18 protein-coding genes are annotated in these 18,655 nt (G+C 74.4%); 6 read left to right on the top strand and 12 right to left on the bottom strand.

Annotated elements, in window-relative coordinates:
- Positions 1-60: 60 nt before the first annotated feature.
- Together ACFU9E_RS09020 and ACFU9E_RS09025 are read right to left on the bottom strand one after the other, a co-directional pair.
- Complete coding sequence (locus tag ACFU9E_RS09020; RefSeq protein ID WP_380682183.1) at positions 61-270, bottom strand: DUF397 domain-containing protein; 210 nt, start codon at positions 268-270, stop codon at positions 61-63.
- Positions 267-1,121 (bottom strand): helix-turn-helix domain-containing protein, encoded by an 855-nt coding sequence (locus ACFU9E_RS09025; protein WP_380682182.1) that lies wholly within the window; start codon positions 1,119-1,121, stop codon positions 267-269. Before ACFU9E_RS09025 ends, ACFU9E_RS09020 begins: the two co-directional genes overlap by 4 nt.
- Positions 1,122-1,366: 245 nt before the next feature.
- Here ACFU9E_RS09025 and ACFU9E_RS09030 point away from each other — a divergent pair, with 245 nt between their 5' ends.
- Together ACFU9E_RS09030 and ACFU9E_RS09035 are read left to right on the top strand one after the other, a co-directional pair.
- Positions 1,367-1,801, top strand: a complete 435-nt coding sequence (locus ACFU9E_RS09030) for an ATP-binding protein (protein WP_380682181.1) — start codon at positions 1,367-1,369, stop codon at positions 1,799-1,801.
- Positions 1,798-2,058, top strand: coding sequence for a hypothetical protein (locus ACFU9E_RS09035; protein ID WP_380682180.1), 261 nt, complete (start codon positions 1,798-1,800; stop codon positions 2,056-2,058). The genes ACFU9E_RS09030 and ACFU9E_RS09035 overlap by 4 nt, the downstream gene beginning before the upstream one ends.
- On the opposite strand, the gene soxR is transcribed toward ACFU9E_RS09035, so the two are convergent.
- On the bottom strand, positions 2,048-2,551 hold the full coding sequence (soxR, locus tag ACFU9E_RS09040) for a redox-sensitive transcriptional activator SoxR (protein ID WP_380682179.1): 504 nt from the start codon (positions 2,549-2,551) through the stop codon (positions 2,048-2,050). The genes ACFU9E_RS09035 and soxR overlap by 11 nt on opposite strands.
- A gap of 54 nt (positions 2,552-2,605) precedes the next feature.
- On the opposite strand from soxR, the gene ACFU9E_RS09045 reads away from it, so the two are divergent.
- Positions 2,606-3,307 carry a transketolase gene (locus ACFU9E_RS09045; RefSeq protein ID WP_380682178.1) on the top strand — a complete coding sequence of 234 codons (702 nt, stop codon included), beginning with the start codon at positions 2,606-2,608 and terminating at the stop codon, positions 3,305-3,307.
- Between the two features lie 23 nt (positions 3,308-3,330).
- The gene (locus ACFU9E_RS09050; RefSeq protein WP_380682177.1) at positions 3,331-4,239 is read left to right on the top strand and encodes a transketolase family protein; all 909 of its coding nucleotides are present in this window, start codon (positions 3,331-3,333) and stop codon (positions 4,237-4,239) included.
- A gap of 7 nt (positions 4,240-4,246) precedes the next feature.
- Here ACFU9E_RS09050 and treZ read toward each other — a convergent pair whose 3' ends face one another.
- From treZ to glgX, 4 genes are all read right to left on the bottom strand, one after another.
- The gene (treZ, locus tag ACFU9E_RS09055; RefSeq protein WP_380682176.1) at positions 4,247-5,965 is read right to left on the bottom strand and encodes a malto-oligosyltrehalose trehalohydrolase; all 1,719 of its coding nucleotides are present in this window, start codon (positions 5,963-5,965) and stop codon (positions 4,247-4,249) included.
- Positions 5,962-8,475 (bottom strand): malto-oligosyltrehalose synthase, encoded by a 2,514-nt coding sequence (gene treY / locus ACFU9E_RS09060; protein ID WP_380682175.1) that lies wholly within the window; start codon positions 8,473-8,475, stop codon positions 5,962-5,964. The genes treZ and treY overlap by 4 nt, the downstream gene beginning before the upstream one ends.
- Before the next feature lie 93 nt (positions 8,476-8,568).
- Positions 8,569-9,315, bottom strand: a complete 747-nt coding sequence (locus ACFU9E_RS09065; RefSeq protein WP_380682174.1) for a hypothetical protein — start codon at positions 9,313-9,315, stop codon at positions 8,569-8,571.
- A gap of 100 nt (positions 9,316-9,415) precedes the next feature.
- Entirely contained in the window at positions 9,416-11,563 is a 2,148-nt protein-coding gene (gene glgX, locus ACFU9E_RS09070; protein ID WP_380682173.1) for a glycogen debranching protein GlgX, read from the bottom strand.
- A gap of 535 nt (positions 11,564-12,098) precedes the next feature.
- Here glgX and ACFU9E_RS09075 point away from each other — a divergent pair.
- Complete coding sequence (locus ACFU9E_RS09075; protein ID WP_380682172.1) at positions 12,099-13,379, top strand: SAV2148 family HEPN domain-containing protein; 1,281 nt, start codon at positions 12,099-12,101, stop codon at positions 13,377-13,379.
- A 30-nt stretch (positions 13,380-13,409) separates the two neighbouring features.
- Here the strand turns inward: ACFU9E_RS09075 and ACFU9E_RS09080 are convergent, their stop codons facing one another.
- Complete coding sequence (locus ACFU9E_RS09080) at positions 13,410-13,928, bottom strand: GNAT family N-acetyltransferase (protein WP_380682171.1); 519 nt, start codon at positions 13,926-13,928, stop codon at positions 13,410-13,412.
- 134 nt (positions 13,929-14,062) lie between these two features.
- Here ACFU9E_RS09080 and ACFU9E_RS09085 point away from each other — a divergent pair, with 134 nt between their 5' ends.
- Complete coding sequence (locus ACFU9E_RS09085; RefSeq protein ID WP_380682170.1) at positions 14,063-14,764, top strand: exonuclease domain-containing protein; 702 nt, start codon at positions 14,063-14,065, stop codon at positions 14,762-14,764.
- On the opposite strand, the gene ACFU9E_RS09090 is transcribed toward ACFU9E_RS09085, so the two are convergent.
- From ACFU9E_RS09090 to ACFU9E_RS09105, 4 genes are all read right to left on the bottom strand, one after another.
- Positions 14,736-15,587 (bottom strand): SHOCT domain-containing protein, encoded by an 852-nt coding sequence (locus ACFU9E_RS09090; protein ID WP_380682169.1) that lies wholly within the window; start codon positions 15,585-15,587, stop codon positions 14,736-14,738. The genes ACFU9E_RS09085 and ACFU9E_RS09090 overlap by 29 nt on opposite strands.
- A 9-nt stretch (positions 15,588-15,596) precedes the next feature.
- Entirely contained in the window at positions 15,597-16,556 is a 960-nt protein-coding gene (locus tag ACFU9E_RS09095) for a DUF3592 domain-containing protein (protein WP_380682168.1), read from the bottom strand.
- 32 nt (positions 16,557-16,588) lie between these two features.
- Positions 16,589-17,494 (bottom strand): polysaccharide deacetylase family protein, encoded by a 906-nt coding sequence (locus tag ACFU9E_RS09100; protein WP_380682167.1) that lies wholly within the window; start codon positions 17,492-17,494, stop codon positions 16,589-16,591.
- A 154-nt stretch (positions 17,495-17,648) separates the two neighbouring features.
- Complete coding sequence (locus ACFU9E_RS09105; RefSeq protein WP_380682166.1) at positions 17,649-18,542, bottom strand: phosphotransferase enzyme family protein; 894 nt, start codon at positions 18,540-18,542, stop codon at positions 17,649-17,651.
- Positions 18,543-18,655: the final 113 nt, after the last annotated feature.

Genomic DNA, 18,655 nt, shown 5'->3' on the forward strand with positions numbered 1-18,655 from the left:
CCACGCATGTGTGGTTGGTTCGGCGGCGCCTGCGCAGTAGCGCGGGCGCCGCCGGGGTTTTCAGGCGTGGGTGGGGAGTTCGCCGGTGTGGATGGCGGTGAGGAAGGAGTGCCAGGCGGTGGTGGTGAAGGTGAGGGTGGGGCCGTCGGGGTCCTTGCTGTCGCGGACCGGGACTATGCCGGTATGGCCGTCGGCGACTTCGACGCAGTCGCCGTCACCGTTGCTGTAGGTGCTCTTGCGCCATTGAGCACCTTGGAAGTCATGCGTCATTTGCTGTACTCCTCCGCGACCTTCCTCAACCACGAGATCGACCTCTCGGGTTGAGTCGATGAGGCCATGAGCCGATGGAATATGTCTTCATGGCGGGAAATCTCAGGCTGTTGCTCGATGTAGGTCTTCGTGGTGACCGTCTCTGAATAGACGATGCTGCCTGGGATGTCGCTGAAGGAGAGGACCGAGAACGATGAGCCCATTGCGGCATGGGCGCCCGCCGAGAACGGGAGCACCTGGACCGTGATGTTCGGGCGTTCCTCTGCCATCGCCGCAATGTGGTTCAGCTGTTCGGCCATGACGCTCTCGTCGCCGACCGGCCGTCGCATGGCGGCTTCGCCGACGATCGCCCAGAGCTGAGGTGGGTCGTGGCGATCGAGGATGGCCTGCCGCTGCATGCGGAGGGCCAGCCTCAGTTCCAGTTCCTCGGTGGACTCGGTCGGTTTCATTGAGCGCATGATGTTCCGTGCGTAGTGCTCGGTTTGAAGCAGGCCGGGAACAAGCTCGCACTGGAAGGTCGAGATTCTCGTGGCGTCTGCTTCAAACCCCACATACGCACGGAAGCGCTCCGGTAGCGCGTCGCCGTAGGCATGCCACCAGCCCTGTTGCCGGCTCTGCCTGGTGAGGCTGAGGAACTGCTTCACCTCATCGGGTGAAGTGATGCCGTAGTGGGCCAACAGCTTTGCCGCGTCGCGCTCTTGTAGGGAGACCAGGCCGCTCTCGATGCGGCTCAGCTTGGAGGCGGACCACCCCAGGGCGGCGGCCACGTCCTTCGCGCTCAAGTCCCGTTGCGCGCGCAACTTGCCAAGCTCCCCGCCGAGCCTACGCCGCAGCACGGTCGGACTGCTCACCCGTCACACTCCCTGGCTGTTCGGTTCCTTGCATAGTTTGCCACCCCTCCTGAAGCCTCAACCATGCTGGCAGCGGATGCAATTGCAGATTGGATGCGCTTGCGCGCAATCTGCCGCGAGGTGCATGCTACATCCAGTGACTCGACGGTTCTTCTGGGTGACTACCGGGCATTTCCATGCCCGTCCGGCCGTCTCCGTGGCAGCACCACGCCTTCAACTCCCTGCATCAGGAAGGTGAATCCGCCATGTCCTCCTGCCTCCCCTCCTCTCCCTCCCTCTCCTGCTGGCTCCCGCGCAGCAGGCGCTCGCCGGGCGAAGCGCGCCGGTTGCTCGAAAAGCTGCTCGACGGTGCGCCCGGGGGTGAACGCTTCCTCGAATCCGGGCGGTTGCTCGTCAGTGAGCTCGTCACCAACGCCGTTCTGCACGGCACGCCGATGGGGCGGCGGGTGCAGATCGTCCTCAGCGTCGACCGTCAACGCCTCCGCATCGAGGTGCACGACGCCCGGGGCGAGCGCGGCCCCGTGCTGCGGGCGGCCGGTGGGGAGGACGAGTCCGGGCGCGGGCTCGCGATCGTCAAGTTGCTGGCCCACCGCTGGGGTTGCTGCCCGCGCGAGGGTGGCGTGGGCAAGATCGTGTGGGTCGAGGTCGAGGTCGAGTCGCCCGTCGGGCGTGCCCGGTGACGCCGGCGCGGCTCGTCACCGTCGAGGTCGTCGGCCTGGTCCCGCCCGCGACCTACGCCCTCCTCTCCGAAGCCCTGTCCGACCTCTGGGCGGCCGTCCGCTTCCAGCCCATGAGCAGACCGCAGTGGCAGCAGCTGGAATGCTGCCTCGTCGGCCCCGGGGCCGAGCGCTTCGTCGCCGAACGCCTCGACAGCGACGGAGTGTTGGAGCTCCCGGCCGGAGAGATCCGGATCCGGCTGGGATGGGTCACTCCGTGAACTCGCCCCCCGCCGGCTCCGGGCCGGTGGCGGGGTCGCGGGTCAGCAGGTAGCGGGCGCCCGGGCCGGCGGCGGCGGCGCGGTCGGCGGCGTTGTAGAGGCCGCAGCGGGTCAGGGACAGGCAGCCGCAGCCGATGCAGCCGGTGAGCTTCGCCTTGAGCCGCTCCAACTCCGCGATCTGTTCGTCGATCCGGCTCTGCCAGGACTGCGCGACACCGTCCCACTCCGCCCCGCTCGGCGCGCGGTGCTCGGGGAGGCGGTCCAGGGCGACCTTGGCCTCGTCCAGGGACAGGCCGACCCGCTGGGCCGCCCGGACGAAGGCGATGCGGCGCAGTGTGCCGCGGGTGTAGCGGCGCTGGTTGCCGGTGGTGCGGGTGGCGTGGATCAGCCCCAGCTTCTCGTAGTACCGCAGGGCGGAGGCGGCGAGGCCGCTGCGGTCGGCGAGCTGGCCGATGGTGAGGAGGTCGTGCCGGCCGGGGGTGTGGGCGCTCATGTGTGCACTCTAGCGCTTGACTTGAAGTCGACTTCAAGTAGCAGCATCGAGGGCATGAACACGACGCCCCCCACTTCCCTCAGCTACCCCGAGCTGTCGGGTCTGATGGCCTTGATGACCGGCGACGAGAAGCACGGTCCGGCCGCCACCTCCACCCTGGACGCGCTGTGGGTGCTCTACGACCGGGTCCTGCGGGTGACCCCCGCCACCGCCGACGACCAGGACCGGGACCGCTTCCTGCTCTCCAAGGGCCACGGCCCGATGGCCTACTACGCCGTCCTCGCCGCCAAGGGCTTCCTCGACCCGGCGGTGCTCCCCAGCTTCGGCGCCTACGACTCGCCGCTCGGCCACCACCCGGACCGCCTGCTGATCCCCGGGGTGGAGATCAGCTCCGGCTCGCTCGGCCACGGCCTGCCGATCGCCGTCGGCACGGCGCTCGGCCTGCGCGCTCAGGGGCTCACCGACCCGGCGGTCTGGGTGCTGATCGGGGACGCCGAGTTCGACGAGGGTTCCAACCACGAGGCGGTGGCCTTCGCCGGCGCCTACGGGCTGGACCGGCTGCACGCCCTGGTGATCGACAACTCCTCGGCCACCCACGGCTGGCGGGGCGGCATCGCCGCGCGCTTCGCCGCCGAGGGCTGGTCGGCCGAGACGGTGGACGGCCGCGACCACGACGCGCTGTACGCCGCGTACACCGCCGCGCACCCCGGCCGGCCGCGGGTCGTGGTGGCCCGCGTCGAGCCGAAGAACTCCTGAGCCGGAAAGGGCCCGAACACCCCATGGACACCATGCGCGACCGCTTCATCGCGACCGCCTCCCGTCTGCTGGACGAGGACCCGCGCCTCGCGCTCGTCCTGGCCGACATCAGCGCCGCCGGCTTCGCCCCGGCCGCCGAGCGGCACCCGGACCGGCTGATCAACGTCGGCATCCGCGAGCAGCTGCTGATCGGCGCCACCGCCGGTCTGGCGTTCACCGGGCTGCGCCCGATCGCCCACACCTTCGCCAGCTTCCTCGTCGAGCGCCCCTTCGAGCAGGTGAAGCTCGACCTCGGCCACCAGGGCGTCGGCGCCGTACTGGTGAGCGCGGCCGGCTCGTACGACTGGCCGGCCGGCGGCCGGACCCACATGGCGCCGGGCGACGTCGCGCTGCTGGCCACCCTGCCCGACTGGACGGTGCACGTGCCCGGCCACCCGGACGAGGCCGAGCGGTTGCTGCGGCACGCGGTGGCGGACGGTGACCGCAAGGTGTACGTGCGCCTGTCCGACCACAGCAACGAGCGCGCCACCGCGATCGAGCCGGGCCGCTTCACCGTCGTGCGCAGCGGCACCCGCGGCACGGTGGTCGCGGTCGGTCCGATGCTGGACGCCGTGCTGGCCGCCACCGAGAACCTGGACGTCACCGTGCTCTACGCGGCCACCGTCCGGCCGTTCGACGCCGCCGCGCTGCGCGCCGCCACCGGGAGCGCCGCCACCGGGCGGAGCGCGGACGTGGTGCTGGTCGAGCCCTACCTGGCCGGCACCTCCGCCAACGAGGCCCACGAGGCGCTCGCCGACCGCCCGCACCGGCTGCTCGCCCTCGGCGTGCCGCGCGCCGAGCACCGCCAGTACGGATCGATCCCGGAGCATCTGGCCGCCTACGGTCTGGACGCGCACGGGCTGCGCGACCGGATCGGCGCCTTCCTCGGGTGATCCGGCGTCAAAGACGCACAATCACAACGGAGTCAGGTGCGAGTGTGATCGCTCCTTCGGAGCCGGAGTGCCCGCCGAACGCCGCCACCACCTCCCCGCCCAGCGGCAGAGCCGCGGCCGACGCCCCGAGGTTGACCGCCACCCGGTAGGGCCCCCGGTGCACCACCAGCCACCCGGCGGCCTCGTCGGCGTCGACCCGCACCGCCGCCAGATCGGGGTCGGACAGCTCCGGGCTGTCCCGCCTGAGCCGGACCAACAGCCGGTACCAGTGCAGCAGTTCGCTGTGCGGAGCGCGCCGGGGCTCGGTCCAGTCCAGGACGGAGCGCAGCACGGTGGCCGGCTCCTGCGGGTCCGGTACCGCGTCCGCCGCCCAGCCGTGCTCGGCGAACTCCCGCCGCCGGCCCCGGCGGACGGCCTCGGCGAGGTTGGGGTCGGTGTGGTCGGTGAAGTACTGCCAGGGGGTGGCCGCGCCCCACTCCTCGCCCATGAACAGCATCGGCGTGAACGGTGAGGTCAGCACCAGTGCGGCGCCGCAGGCGAGCCGGCCGGGGGAGAGGCCGGCGGAGATCCGGTCGCCCAGGGCGCGGTTGCCGATCTGGTCGTGGGTCTGCAGGTAGCCGAGCAGGCGGTCCCCGTGCGCGGGCGGGAACGGCCGGCCGTGGTGGCGGCCGCGGAAGGAGGACCAGCTGCCGTCGTGGAACCAGCCCCGGGTGAGGGCCTTGGCCACCGCGGCGAGCGGGGCGGCGGCGAAGTCCCCGTAGTAGCCCTGGGACTCGCCGGTGAGGGCGCAGTGCAGGGCGTGGTGGAAGTCGTCGCTCCACTGGGCGGCGAGCCCCTGCCCGCCGGCCTCGCGCGGGGCGGTGGTGCGCGGGTCGTTGCGGTCGGACTCGGCGATCAGGAACAGCGGCCGGTTGGTGGTCACCGCCAACCGGTCCACCGCGCGGGCGAGTTCCTCCAGGAAGTGGACGGCCCGGTCGTCGGCGAGGGCGTGCACGGCGTCCAGCCGCAGGCCGTCGATCCGGTAGTCGCGCAGCCAGGCGAGGGCGCTGCCGATCAGATAGGCGCGCACCTCGTCGGAGCCGGGCGCGTCCAGGTTGACGGCCGAGCCCCAGGGGGTGTGGTGCCGATCGGTGAAGTACGGGCCGAACATCGGCAGGTAGTTGCCGGCGGGGCCGAGGTGGTTGTGGACCACGTCGAGGACGACGCCGAGGCCCTTGCGGTGTGCGGCGTCGACGAAGCGCTTCAGTCCCTCGGGCCCGCCGTAGGGCTCGTGCACGGCCCACGGCGAGACGCCGTCGTAGCCCCAGCCGTGCTTGCCGGGGAACGGGCAGACCGGCAGCAACTCGACGAAGTCCACGCCCAGTTCGACCAGGTGGTCCAGTCGCTCGGCCGCCGCCTCGAAGGTGCCGGCCGCGGTGAAGGTGCCGATGTGCAGCTCGTACAGCACGGAGCCGGCGAGCGGGCGGCCCCGCCACCCGGTGTGGGACCAGTTGAACGCGGCGTGGTCGACCGCGCGGCTCGGCCCGTCGGGGCCGTGCGGCTGCCGGGGCGAGCGCGGGTCGGGCAGCGGCCGGCCGCCGTCCAGGACGAACGCGTAGTCCCCGGCGGGCGCCTCGCCGTGCCACCACCCGGCGCGGGCGCCGTCCCGGGCCAGCGCGTTCGGTCGGCCGTCGACGGCCACCTCGACCCGCTCGGCGGCGTACGGTGCCCAGACCTCGTACCTCATGCCGCACCCCTCCTGGTCAGCAGGGCCACCGGGAGGTCGGCCAGCAGGTCCTTCACCAGCACCGGCCCGGACGGGACGGGGCGGCCGGTCAGCGCGTCGGTCCACTCGCCCCCGGTGGGCAGGTGCAGTTCGGTGCCGCGCCAGCCGCCGTCCCGGGCGAGCCCGTACGGCAGCCGGGTGACGACGGTCACGACGTCCGGTCCGCGCCCGAAGGCGAGCAGGTGTCCGGCGGCCGGGCCGACGGCGGTGAGCGGCCGGTGGGCGCCCAGCGGACGGGTGCGGCGCAGGTGCAGGGCGGTGGTGGTGAGGTGCAGCTTCTCGCGCGCGAGGTCGCCCGCGCGGGCGGTCGCGGAGTCGGTGAGCCGGACGGCCAGCGCCCCGAGGTCGACGGCCCGCCGGTTGTCCGGGTCGACCAGGGTGTACAGCGGCTCCTCGCTGCCCTGGTAGAGGTCGGGCACGCCGGGCACGGTGAGGTGCAGCAGCGCGGCGGCCAGCGTGTTGCTGCGCGCGTACGGGGCGAGCGCGGCCACGTACCCCTCGATCCGGGGGAGCAGCCCGGGGTTGCCGAAGACGGCGTGCACCCGGTCGGCGAGGGCGCGTTCGAAGCGGACGTTCTGGGTGGTCCAGGAGGTGTGGACCTTGGCCTCCCGGGCGGCCTTGAGCACGGCGGCGACCAGCCGTTCGGGGGTGGCCGGCCAGGCGGCGACCAGGGTCTGCCAGAGCAGCCAGTCGCTGTCGGGGTCGAAGCGGGCGGCCGGTCCGTGCCCCGCCGCGGTGGACCAGGCGGCGGCCTCGGCGGCCCAGGCCTCGGGCTGCTCGGCCAGCACGGCGAGCCGGGCGCGGGCGTCGGCGCTGCGCTTGGTGTCGTGGGTGGAGAGCGCCGTCATGGTGTGCGGCCAGTGCCGTTCGACGTAGTGGCACCAGGCGTGGAAGTCCTCGGGCCGCAGCCCGGGGTGGGCGGGTTCGCCGCCGACCTCGTTGAGGCTCAGCAGCGCGTTCCACCGGTAGAAGGCGGTGTCCTCGACGCCCTTGGCGGCGACCGCGGCGGCGGTCTGGGCGAAGCGGACGGCGAACTCGTCCTGCTCGGGGCCGCGCCCGAGGGTGCCCTCGGCGAGGGCGGCGACAAAACGGTCGGTGGCGTCGGTCGGCCCGCCGTCGGAGGCGAGCGCCTCGTGCAGTTGCCGGGCGGAGGCCTCCGGCAGCGGCTCCCCGGGGCGTACGTACGGCCGGTAGGCGGGGTAGCCGGTGAGCAGCCGGCGCAGCGCGGCGCGCAGCCGCTGCGGAGGGTGGTCGGCGTGCGCGGGGTCGGCGGCGCCGAGCCGGGCGGCCAGCCGGGCCAGACGCTCCACCTCGGCGGCGAGCTCGCCCTCGGGAGCGGTCATGTCGGCCCGCCCCTGCCGGGCGGCGGCCAGCGCCGGGTGCGGGTCGGCGCAGGGTTCGCCGTCCGGCGGTGCGCCGGTGAGGAACGCCTCGTACGCCCCGGCCAGCCGGCAGGCGCCCGCGTGGTGGGTGAGCACGCCGTCGATCCGGCGCAGCGCGTCGTACCCGGTGGTGCCGGCGCACGGCCAGTCGGCGGGTAGCCGCTCCTCGCCGGTGAGGATCTTCTCGACCACGACGTAGGCGCCGCCGGTGGCCTCGGAGAGCCGTTCCAGGTAGCCGCGCGGGTCGGCGAGCCCGTCCGGGTGGTCGATCCGGAAGCCGTCCAGCACCCCCTCGCGGTGCATCCGCAGCAGTGTGCCGTGGGTGGCCTCGAACACCTCCGGGTCCTCGACCCGGACCGCGATCAGCTCGTTGACGGTGAAGAACCGCCGGTAGTTCAGCTCGGTGCGGGCCAGCCGCCACCAGGCCAGCCGGTACCACTGCCGGGCGAGCAGGTCGGGAAGCGCGAGGCGCTCGGTGCCGGGGCGCAGCGGCAGGACGTGGTCGTGGTAGCGCAGCGTGTCGCCGTCGACGGCGAGCTGGTCGAGGACGGCGCCGAGCCGGTCGCCGAGCAGCGGCAGCAGCACCCGGCCGCGCCCGGGGGCGTCGGGCGGGCCGGGCTGGGCGGTCCAGTCGATGTCGAACCAGCGGGCGTAGGGCGAGTCGGGGCCGTCCCGCAGGACCTGCCAGAGCGGGCGGTTGAGGTGCTCGGGGGCGGGCACGGCCATGTGGTTGGGCACCACGTCGGCGAGCAGCCGCAGGCCGTGCCGGTGCGCCTCGGCGGCCAGGGCGCGCAGGGCCGGCTCGCCGCCGAGCTGCTCGGCGATCCGGCCGTGGTCGACGGTGTCGTAGCCGTGGGCGGAGCCGGGCACGGGCTCCAGCAGCGGGGAGAGATGCAGGTGGGAGACGCCGAGGGCGGCCAGGTAGGGGACGGCGGCGGTGGCGTCGTGCAGGGTGAAGCCGGGCTGGAGCTGGAGCCGGTACGTGGCGGTCGGGACAGTGGTGGTGGTGGCGGTCGGGGCGCGGGTGGCGGCGGGGGTGGGGACGGAGGCGGCCGGGCGTGGCTGCGCGGGCTCGGCGGCGTGGGTCATGCCTCCATGCCTACCCGGCGGGGAGCGGGGGCAAGACCCGTTGCTGATCCGAACAGGTGAGCGGGGGTGTCGGGGCGCTCACCGGCCCGGTGCTCAGTGGCCCCGGCGCCGCCGGCTCCGCGGCACCGTGAAGTAGCCCGGACGCTGCGGTCCGCCGGCCCCGGAGCGTTCGAGCCTGAGGATCAGACCGTGCTCGGCCCTGGCGTCCGCCACCCGGGCGGCGGCGTCCGGGTCGTCCGCGTACTGGGTGATCGCGCTGTTGAACATCGTCGCGGTCGGCTCGGTGATCGGCCGGCCGGCCGGGTCGTCCCAGACCAGGGTGGTTCCCGCCGCGTACAGCCGGGGGCTGTCGCGCGGCGAGCCGTCCGGGTGGCGGCCGTCGCTCCGGTAGTACGCCAGCGCCTCGGCGACCGAACCGCGCGGGTGCGGCCGCCGGGGGTCCTGGTACAGGCCGCTGCCCCAGTCGGCGACCCCGGCCGCCTCGATCCGGCACAGCAGTTCCGGGACGTCCGGCCCGGCGGCGAAGTAGGCGGTCACGGCGAGCTGGCAGACCAGCTCCAGGCGGTGACCGGGGTCGAGCCCGAGCTCGGGCCGGAACCGCCGGTCGTCCACCTGGGTGACGACGTGGACCACCCCGTCGACCGCGCCGAGCCGCTCGATCAGGCCCTCGACTGCGGCGCGCTCGGCGGCCAGGGCGGCCTCCGCCTCCGGGGTGCGGGCGCGTGCCAGCACCCGCTGGTACGGGGGCGGGCGGCGGATCGTCGCGTCCGCGATCCGGCCGGGAACGGAGAGCAGGGTCCCGATCAGGAACTCCGTCGTGGTCAGATGATCGCCCGCCATGCCGGCCGCCCCCTCGGTCCCCGGTTCCTCCGGGGACCACCGTGGCCCGGGCGACGGCCGGTGCGCAAGATCCGCCGGTGAACCGCGACACCGTTGTTGCTCAGGCGGGACGCTGCAGCACCATCAGCGCGCGGTCGGTGAGCCACAGGGTGTCGCCGGCCTTGACCCGGGCCCCGGCGCCGGGGGCGGGCAGCCGGGGCAGGGCGGTGTCCACCACCACCTGCCACTCCTGGCCGTGTCCGGCCGGCACGGTGAACTCCAGCGGCTCGAAGTGCGCGTTGAACATCAGCAGGAAGGAGTCGTCGACGATCCGCCCGCCGCGCCGGTCCGGCTCCGAGATGGCGTAGCCGTTCAGGAACACGGTGAGCGACTTGGCGTGGCTGGCGCCCCAGTTGCGCTTGGTCATCTCCTCCCCGGCCGGGGTGAACCAGGCGATGTCGGTGAGGTCCTCGTACTCGCCGCCGCCCCCGCCCTCCCCGGCGGGCCGCCCCGGGACCGGACGGCCGTGGAAGAAGCGCCGACGCCGGAACACCGGGTGGTCGCGGCGCAGCCAGACCATCCGCTGGGTGAATTCCAGCAGCCTGGTCCGCGGCCCGTCCCCCTCCGGCCAGTGCACCCAGGTGAGCTCGTTGTCCTGGCAGTAGGTGTTGTTGTTGCCCTGCTGGGTGCGGCCGAACTCGTCGCCGTGGGACACCATCGGCACGCCCTGGGAGAGCATCAGGGTGGCGAGGAAGTTCCGCTGCTGACGCGCCCGCAGCTCCTCGACGGCCGGGTCGTCGGTGGGGCCCTCGGCGCCGCAGTTCCAGGAGCGGTTGAAGGACTCGCCGTCCCGGTTGCCCTCGCCGTTGGCCTCGTTGTGCTTCTCGTTGTAGGAGACCAGGTCGCGCAGGGTGAAGCCGTCGTGGCAGGTGACGAAGTTGATCGAGGCGATCGGGCGGCGGCCGTCGTCCTGGTAGAGGTCGGAGGAGCCGGTGAGCCGGGAGCCGAACTCGGCGAGGGTGGCGTTCTCGCCGCGCCACAGGTCGCGCACGGTGTCCCGGTACATGCCGTTCCACTCCGTCCACAGCGGGGGGAAGTTGCCGACCTGGTAGCCGCCCTCGCCGAGGTCCCAGGGCTCGGCGATCAGCTTGGCCTGGGAGACCACCGGGTCCTGCTGGACGAGGTCGAAGAACGAGGAGAGCCGGTCCACCTCGTGGAACTGCCGGGCGAGGGTGGCGGCGAGGTCGAAGCGGAAGCCGTCCACGTGCATCTCGGTGACCCAGTAGCGCAGTGAGTCCATGATCAGCTGGAGCACGTGCGGGCTGCGCATCAGCAGGCTGTTGCCGGTGCCGGTGGTGTCCTCGTAGAACCGCTGGTCCTGGGCGAGGCGGTAGTAGGAGACGTTGTCCAGGCCGCGCAGCGAGAGCGTGGGCCCGAGGTGGTTGCCCTCGGCGGTGTGGTTGTAGACGACGTCGAGGATGACCTCGATGCCGGCCGCGTGCAGCGCCTTCACCATCGACTTGAACTCCTGCACCTGCTGGCCGCGGTCGCCGGTGGAGGAGTAGGAGGAGTGCGGGGCGAAGAAGCCGACGGTGTTGTAGCCCCAGTAGTTGGCCAGCCCGAGGTCGCGCAGCCGGTGGTCGCGGACGAACTGGTGCACCGGCATCAGCTCGATCGCGGTGACCCCGAGCTTGGCGAGGTGCTCGATGACGGCGGGGTGGGCGACGCCCGCGTAGGTGCCGCGGATCTCCTCGGGGATCCCCGGGTGCAGCTTGGTCAGGCCCTTCACATGGGCCTCGTAGAGCACGGTGCGGTGGTAGTCGGTGCGCGGCGGGCGGTCGGTGCCCCAGTCGAAGTACGGGTTGATCACCACCGAGTGCATGGTGTGCGGGGCGGAGTCGAGGTCGTTGCGCCGCTCGGGGGCGCCGAAGTGGTAGCCGTAGACGGACTCGTCCCAGTCGATGTGACCGCTCATCGCCTTGGCGTACGGGTCCAGCAGCAGTTTGGCGCTGTTGTGCCGCTGGCCGAGGCCCGGGTTGTACGGTCCGTGGACGCGGAAGCCGTAGCGCTGGCCCGGTTGCACGCCGGGGAGGTAGGCGTGTCGGACGAAGGCGTCGGTCTCGCGCAGTTCGACGGCCGTCTCCGAACCGTCCTCGCCGAGCAGGCAGAGCTCGATCCGGTCGGCGCTCTCCGAGAACACCGCGAAGTTGGTGCCGGCCCCGTCGTAGGTGGCACCGAGGGGGTAGGGGGTCCCTGGCCAGACCTGCATGGTTCCTCGACTTCCTGGTCCAGAAGGAGAACTGACGGGCATTGCGGTGGTCGGGGCGGCGGACCGCGGGGCACACTTCCGCCCGGCCGGGCGGAACCGGGCGCGCGTGCCGGCCGGGCGCCGTGACGTACGGCACACAGACGGCACAGTCCGCCATACTCCCCGACGCTCTCCCCGACGGCGGGGCCATTCGCGTCGTGTTCGCCCGAACGGGTGTCCCCACGGGCCCCGGTGGCGCTGCTCCGGCGTCGCGGCTCCGCCGTGGGGCCTGCGTGCCGCACGGGGCGGGTGGGACGGGTGGGGCGGGCGGCCCGGGCGGGCCGACGCCGTGGCCCAACCGGCTGCGGGGGGTTCGCGGCGGGCAGTACCCTTGATCGTCCGGCCGTCCGGGGCTCATGGCGGTCCATCAGGCGAACCGACGGCGAACCGCCGGTGCGTGCGCCGACGGCGCGCCGTGCGGCCGACCGGCCGGACGGCAGGCAGACAGCTCCGAGCGGCCCCGGCGGCTCCCAGCAGGAACCAGGTGAGGTGGCGCATGGTGTTCCCCGCCGGCGGCCGTGGCGGTGGGCCCGGCGGCCCCGACCGGGGCAGCGCCCGCAGTGAGGCGCCGACGGTGGTCATGCGGCCCGCCCTGACCGGCGGACGCTCGCTCGTCCCGGCCCAGGGCGGACCGGTCGAGGTCCCCGCGCTCGCCTGGTCCGGCACCGAATGGGAGGACGCCTACCAGCGGGTGCGCCTCTCCGGCCGCGCCTACGTCTGGCTCAACCTGGTCGAGCAGCGGCTGCGCTCGCTCGTCGACGAGGTGCTGCACCCGATCTACGCGCCCGCCCACGGCGAGGACTGGGTCACCGCCGCGGCCGGACCGGCCGGCGAGGAGTGGGCGCACCGGGCCGGCGCCGTGCGCGAGGTCAGCCGGCGCAAGGGCTACCTGCTCGACCCGGCCGACGACGACCCGCTGGTCTTCCTCACCCTGCCGCAGCTGCGCGAGCTGATGGTCCAGCACTGGCCGTGTTTCGAGCCCTACCTGGCCGACCGCCGGGAGATCGAGCTGGCCCTCGACGAGCTGGAGGTCGCCCGGCACGTCGTCTCCCGCAACCGGGTGCTCACCGCGACCGTCCTCGCCCAGACCGAACGGGCCGCCGCGCGGCTGCTCGCCCTGTTCGACGGCGGCGCCGGCGCCGTCCCCGCGGACGTCGTCGAGTCGCTGGTGGCCGGCCGGTACGCGGACGTCGTCGCCGTCCACCCCGACCGGGTCCGGCTCCAGCGCGACCTGCCGGTCGAGGACCTGCTCGACGGCGCCCGGCGGCTGGACGCGCTCGGCATCGGCCTCGGCATGCTCTGCCAGAACTACACCGGCAAGCGGCTCGTGCGGCTCGCCACCGACGGCTGCCGGGTCCGGCTGCTCTTCCTCAACCCCGCCAGCAGCGCCGTCCGCCGCCGTGAGCGCGAGCTGGGCCTCGGGCGCGGCGAACTGGGCCGCTCGATCCAGATGAACATCCTGCACGTGCGCCGGGTCCGGGCCGCGCTGCGCGACCAGGGCGGCTTCGAGATCCGGGTGTTCGACGAGACCCCGCGCTTCACCGCCTACCTGGTCGAGGGCGTGCCGTCCGCGGCCCCGGCCCCCGGCGGCCGCCGCCAGACCCGCGACCTCGGTGTCGTCCAGCCCTATCTGCGCCGGGCCCGCGGCATGGAGTCGCCCGCCCTCGTGCTGCGCGGCGGCGCCGGACAGCAGCCGGGCGGCACGGACGCGGGGCTGCTGGAGGTCTACCGCGAGGAGTTCGAGGGCGTCTGGGCCGACTCCCGGCCGGTGTCCTGACCACTGCTCGGGGGGCGTTCGGGGGCGGCCTCAGCGTCCGGGGCCGCCCGGCCGGCCCGCCGCCGGGCGGACCATGAACACGTCGACCGGGTCCTGCCCCTCCACCGTGAAGCCGTGCCGCTCGTACAGCCGGCGGGCGGCGCTGCCCTGGAGCACCACCAGCCGGACCGCGGCCCGCGCGGCATCGGCCTCCGCGAGCACGTGCCGCAGCACGGCGGTCCCCAGCCCCCGGCCCTGGTGCGCCGCGGCGAGGTAGAAGTGCTCCAGCAGCCGCGCGCCCGGCTCGGCCGGCTCGCCCGGTTCGGCCGTCGGCCCGTCCGGCCGGACGGTGACGCAGCCCGCCAGGGCGCCGTCGACCTCGACGACCCGGGTGTACCGGGTGGAGAACGTCTCCCGCAGCCGCCGGCGCACCCGGTGCTCGTCGTAGCGGCCGAGCCGGACCAGATCGGCCCGCATCACCTCGGCCCGCAGCTCGGCGATCGGCTCGACATCGGCGGACCTGCCCGGGCGCAGGCTCCATTCGGGGGTGCTGGTCGTCGTGATGGCCACCCGGACATTGTCCCGGCCGGGCCGCCGAGAACGGGCGCCGGTGCACGGGCGTCGAGCCCCCACCGGCCGGATTGTCGGAGGGGCGGGTGATGATAGGGGCTGCTTCGCACCGGAGGACGGAAGGACACACCCCTATGAGCTGGTGGCAGCAGCCACTGGTCGGCTTCGACCTGGAGACCACGGGCACCGACCCGGCCGTGGACCGCATCGTCACGGCCGCCCTCGTGGACACCGTCGGGGACCGCCGGGTGGGTGTCACCGGATGGCTGATCGATCCGGGCGTCCCGATTCCGGTGGAGGCCGCGGCGATCCACGGGATCGGCGACGACCTGGCCCGGGCCAAGGGACGGCCGGCCAAGGAGGCGGTGGAGGAGATAGCCGCGGCGCTGTGCGAGCGGCTGGCCGCCGGGCGGCCGGTGGTCGCCTTCAATGCGCCCTTCGACCTGTCGCTGCTCGACGCCGAGCTGCGCCGGCACGGCCTGCCGTCGCTCGCCGACCGCCTCGGCGGGCCGGTCGCGCCGGTCCTCGACGCGCTGGTCATCGACCGCGCCGTGGACAAGTACCGCAAGGGCTCCCGCACCCTCCAGCGGGTCTGCGAGGTGTACGGGGTCGAGCTGACCGACGCCCACGAGGCGGGCAGTGACGCCCTGGCCGCCGTCCGGGTCGCCGTCGCCCTCGCCGAGCGCTACCCCGACCGGGTCGGGGACGTCCCGGTGACCGAGCTGCACACCCGCCAGATCGACTGGTTCCGCGCCTGGGCCGAGGACCTCCAGACCTGGCTGCGGCGCGGCAAGGACCCGGAGGCCGTCATAGACCCCCGCTGGCCCCTGCGCTGAGCCCGGTGCCCAGCAGCCGGGCCTTGGCGGCGGTGAACTCGGCGGTGTCGAGCGAGCCGTCGCGGTGCAGGGCGGCGAGGGTTTCGAGCTGGTCGCCGAGGGGGCGGGAGGTGGCCGGCAGGGCGGTGGCGAGGGCGGCGGACGGGTCGCGCGGGTCGTGGCGGACGGCCAGCTCGCCGCCGACGTTCGGCAGGGCGTACACCGGGAACGTCCCGGTGTGGACGAGCGTGTACGACCGGCCGTCCGGACCGGGGTAACGGATGTCGAGCCGCAGCCGGTGCGGGTCGGTGAGCCGGCCGCCCTGCGCGCGGTCGATCCGCTGGACACCGGTGATCCGGCCGGGGACGGTCACGCCGGTGCGGTGCAGGCGCTCGGCGAGCCGCCGGGCGCGCAGGTGGTCCGCGTTCTCGCGGCGGATCCGTCGTTCGCCGCGGACCCCCGTGACCACGGTGAGCAGCGCGAACGGCGCGGCCGCGGCGAACATCCAGGGGTGCGCCACGCCGTTCGCGGGGGCGGCGCCGAGCAGCCCGAGCGTCAGCACGCCCGCGGAGGTCGTCCCCAGCGGGAGGCGCTGCGGCTTCTCCACGGCGCGGTTCTCGGCCAGCCCGAGGGCGCCGAACAGGGCGATCAGCCACAGCAGCAGTCCGCCGGTGATGAGCAGCGCCGTGAGGCCGTCGTCGCAGGGCCGGCCGGGCTCGCAGGCGTCGGCGGTGAACGAGCGGAGGTAGCCCGTGCCGGCGCCGAAACCACCGAGCGCGGCGAACAGGCCGAGGTCGAAGGCGACGAACTTCCGGGCGCCGCTGACCCGGGGCGTGGTGGTCATTCGCGGATGCTAGTGCGGACCCTCCGTACCGGGACGGACGGTTCGCTGAACGACGGCGTCCCGAGGGGGATACGCCGGGTGGACGGAAGCGGAGCCGCCGCTCAGCACCCGGGCCTTGGCGGTGGCGAACTCGGCGGTGTCGAGCGAGCCGTCGCGGTGCAGGGCGGCGAGGCGTTCCAGGGCGGCGATCAGGTCGAGGCCCGGGGTCGGCGGGGCGTCCGGTCCGGCCGGTCCGGCGTCCGGGGCGGGGCCGGTGACCAGCGAGGCGCGGGCGTTGCCCGGGTCGGCGGGGTCGTAGCGGACCTCGGCGGCGTCGCCCCGGCGCGGGGCGTCGTAGGCGGGGAAGGCCTCGATGACGGTGGCCGTGTGCTGCTCGCCGTCGACGGTGGTGAAGGCGACGGTGATCCGCAGCTCCGGGCAGTCGTTGTAGGTGCTCCCGGTGTGGCCGAGGTCGGTGATCCGCCCGGGAACGGTGACGCCGTGACGCTCCAGGCGGTCCTCCCGCTCGGCCCGGATCCGGCTGTCCCGCTGGAACGCGCGCCAGCGGCGGGCGCCCCACCGGTCGAGCACGGCGGTGAGCAGGGCGAGCGGGAGGACGGGGACGAGCAGCCAGGGGTGGAAGGAGCCGTTGGCGAGGGCCGCGCCGAGCAGGCCGAGGGCGAGGCAGGCCAGCAGGACGCCCCGGTCGGAGGTGGCCGACGGCTCGGTGGTGGGGGCGTCGCCGTGCGCGGTGGTGGCGGTGGCCACCAGGCACAGCAGCCAGAGCAGGATGCCGCCCGCGAGGTACAGGGTGGTGCCGAGGGCGCCGCACCCCTGCTCGGGGCCGCAGGCGTGGGTCGCGAACGCGCGCACGAAACCGGTGGCGGTGAGCCATCCGGCCGTCGCGGTGAACGCCGAGACGACGACGAGTCCGACGATCCGACCGCTGCTCAGACGCGGTCCGGGGACGGTGGGCTGATCAGTGGCCATGGGGCGGAGTGTAGGGGGTCCGGCGGGCCGGATCAGTCGGCGGGGAGGTCGAACCGGTAGCCCTGGGCGGTCAACCAGGGCAGCAACTGCCGTAGCGCGGCGACGGTTTGTGTGCGGTCCCCGCCGCCGTCGTGCAGCAGGACGACGCCGCCGGGCTTGAGCTGTGCCTGGACGGCGGCGACGATGGCCGCCGTACCCGGGCGGGACCAGTCGCGCGGGTCGACCGACCAGCCCAGCGGGCGCAGGCCGTGGTCGGCGGCGATCGTCCGGTTGTCGGCGGTGAACGCGCCGCCCGGGGCGCGGAACCAGCCCACCGCGGTGCCCGGCCCGCCGGCCCGGACGATCATCTGCCGGGCGTCGGCGATCTCGTGTTCGGCCCGGTCGTGGGGGAGCGCGGCGAAGGGCTGCGGGTGGTCCACGGTGTGGTCGCAGAGCCGGTGGCCGGCGGCGAGGATCCGCTGCACGGCGGCCGGGTCGGCGGCGGCCTGCTTGCCGATCACGCAGAACGTGGCCCTGGCCCCGTACTGGGCGAGCAGGTCCAGCACCTGACCGGTGGCGGGGCCGGGGCCGTCGTCGAAGGTGAGCGCGACCGTCCGGCCGCCGGAGGCGGTGGAGTGGACGACCGCGGTGGGGACGCCGGTGGTGGGGGAGACGGCGGGCGGCGGGGCGGGCGTGGGGGTGGCGGCCGTCGGGGTGGGGGCGGGCTCCGGGGAGGCCGGGGCCGGCGCGGCGGAGGACGGGGCCGCCGTCGGGGAGGCCGGGGCCGGCGCGGCGGAGGACGGGGCGGTGGTGCTCGGCTCCGGCCGGAGCGCGCCGTTCGCCGTGCCGCAGGCGGCCAGGGCCAGCGTGGCGAGCGCCGCCGCGATGCCCCTCGCCGTCCGGCGCAGGCCGCGCCGGACGGCGGGGGAGAGGGACCGCGGGGCGGCGGGCTCCGACATGGCGGCGGCTCCTGAGGGGCAGAGGCGGTGCCGATCCTCGGTCAGGATGACTGTCCGACAAGACGCACTTCATACCGCCGTTGGTTCCCGTTCCACGGCCCGACACCCCCGCCGACCGGCGCGTTCCGGCCACCGCGACCCGGGCCGGAACCGGTCAGAACGGGTACCAGCGCACCTCCGAGGCCCCCGTCCGCAGCGAGTCCACCCGCCGCCGGAACTCGGCCAGCGCCGCCGGATTGCCCGGCGCCTGCTGCGCGACCCAGGAGGCGCTCGCCGTCTCCCGCGCCCCGCGCAGCACCGTGAAGCCGGACCACTCGCGCACGTCCCAGCCGTACGCCTCGGTGAACGCCCGGTACTCCTCGCCCGGCACGCCGTACCGGTCGTGGCTGAGCGCCAGCACCACCAGGTCGTGCTCGCGCAGGTCGTCGGCGACGAACTCCAGGTCGAGCAGGACCGGCCCGTCCGGGCCGATGTGGACGTTGCGCGGCAGCGCGTCGCCGTGGATCACACCGGTCGGCAGGTGCGGGACGAGCGCGGCCGCCTCGGCCTCGAAGGCGTCCCGGCGCCGGCGCAGGAAGTCGACGTCGGCCGGGTCGACATGGCCCTCGGCGGAGGCGAGCCAGCGCCCGACGGGTGCCAGCAGATCGCGCCGCCCGAGCGTGAACGGCGGGGCGGGCAGCCGGTGCAGCGCGTGCAGCAGCGGGGCGAGGTCGACCGGGCGGGCGGGCCGCTCGGCGGGGGCCAGCCGGTGCCAGAACGTGACGGGGTGCCCGTGGGCGAGCTGCGGTTCGACGGGGACCGCGTCGTACGGGCGGACCACCGGGACGTCGTGGCCGGCCAGCCAGTCGGCGACGGCGAGCTCGCGGCGGGCGCGCTCGTGCAGTTCCGGGCCGCGGCCGACCTTGGCGACCACGGCCGGGTCGCCGAGGTCGAAGACGGCGTTCTCGCCGAGGGCGAGCAGCCGGGCGTCGGCGGGGCCGGGCAGGCCGGCCGACTTGCAGGCGTGGGCGAGCAGCGTTCGGGCCCGCCCCTCGTCGAAGGGGAGCATGAGGGTGTCCGTTTCCTTGCATGACAGCCGGGTGTGGGTGGGCGATCATTCTGGCAAACGGCTGCCGGGCCCCGTGTCGCACGGGGCCCGGCATCGTCCGAGGTCCGAGGGTC

It is taken from the genome of Kitasatospora sp. NPDC057595, assembly GCF_042800875.1.
GTDB lineage: Bacteria > Actinomycetota > Actinomycetes > Streptomycetales > Streptomycetaceae > Kitasatospora.